Origin of the sequence: Streptomyces sp. MK7 (assembly GCF_032658145.1) — a bacterium.
Taxonomy (GTDB): Bacteria; Actinomycetota; Actinomycetes; order Streptomycetales; family Streptomycetaceae; genus Streptomyces; species Streptomyces spiralis.
In genome coordinates, this window is the sequence record NZ_JAVACL010000126.1 from 1 (window position 1) to 1,191 (window position 1,191).

Annotated in this window: 1 protein-coding gene; it reads left to right on the forward strand. The window is 72.3% G+C overall.

Annotation, left to right across the window (positions count from 1 at the left end; all coding sequences use genetic code 11):
• On the forward strand, nt 1-1,182 hold a 1,182-nt coding region (locus tag R2S09_RS40115; protein ID WP_316746218.1), incomplete at its 5' end, for an IS1380 family transposase.
• Between the last annotated feature and the right edge of the window lie 9 nt (nt 1,183-1,191).

The window sequence follows — 1,191 nt, forward strand, 5'->3', positions numbered from 1 at the left end:
GCGTTGGCACTCGCGTCGGGTGGGGACTGCCTGGCCGATGTCGGCATGCTGCGGGCCGAGCCGGCCGTGTTCGGGCCGGTCGCTTCCGACCCGACGGTCTCCCGCCTCGTCGACGCCCTCGCCGCCTCCGGCGAGAAGGCCCTGCAGGCCATCCGCTCCGCACGGGCCCAAGCCCGCCAGCAGGTCTGGCAGTTGGCGGGCCGGGCGGCGCCCGACGCGGACGGGACGGTGACCGTCGACCTCGACGGGGTGCTGGTGATCGCCCACTCCGACAAGGAAGACGCCGCACCTACCTGGAAGCGGACCTACGGACATCACCCGCTCATGGCCTTCGTCGACCACGGGCCGGGCGGCACCGGGGAACCGGTCGCGGCCCTGCTCAGGCCGGGCAACGCGGGCTCGAACACCGCCGTCGACCACATCACCACCGCCCAACTGGCCCTGGCCCAGCTGCCGAAGCGGTACCGGCGAGGCAGGCAGACCCTGGTCCGCACCGATTCCGCGGGCGGCACCCACGACTTCGTGGCCTGGCTGGCCCGGCGGGGGCGGTGGCTGTCCTACTCGGTCGGCATGGTGATCACCGATGCGATCCACCAGCATGTCCTGAAGGTTCCCGCTTCGGCCTGGACGCCGGCTGTCGAGGCGGACGGCGAGATCCGGGACGGGGCCTGGGTCGCCGAGCTCACCGGTGACGTCCTGGACGGCTGGCCGAAGGGGATGCGGCTGATCGTCAGGAAAGAACGTCCGCATCCCGGGGCCCAGTTGCGGCTCACGGACGCGGACGGCATGAGGCTGACCTGCTTCGCGACCAACACTGCCGACCGGCCGATCGCCGAACTCGAACTCCGTCACCGGCTGCGGGCGAGGGCCGAGGACCGCATCCGGGCCGCCCGGGCCACCGGCCTGCGTAACCTGCCCCTGCACCGCACGGCCCAGAACAAGGTCTGGCTGGAGATCATGCAGATCGCCCTCGACCTGCTGGCCTGGATGCCCATGCTCGCCCTGACCGGCCATGCCCGCCTCTGGGAACCCCGCCGCCTGCGGCTCCGTTTGTTCACCGCGGCCGGACAACTCGTCACCACCGGCCGCCGGCGAATCCTCCGCCTGGCCCAGCACTGGCCCTGGACCGCCCAGATCACCGCCGCACTCGAACGGCTCGCGCTCCTGCCGAACCCCGGCTGACCAGCGGAT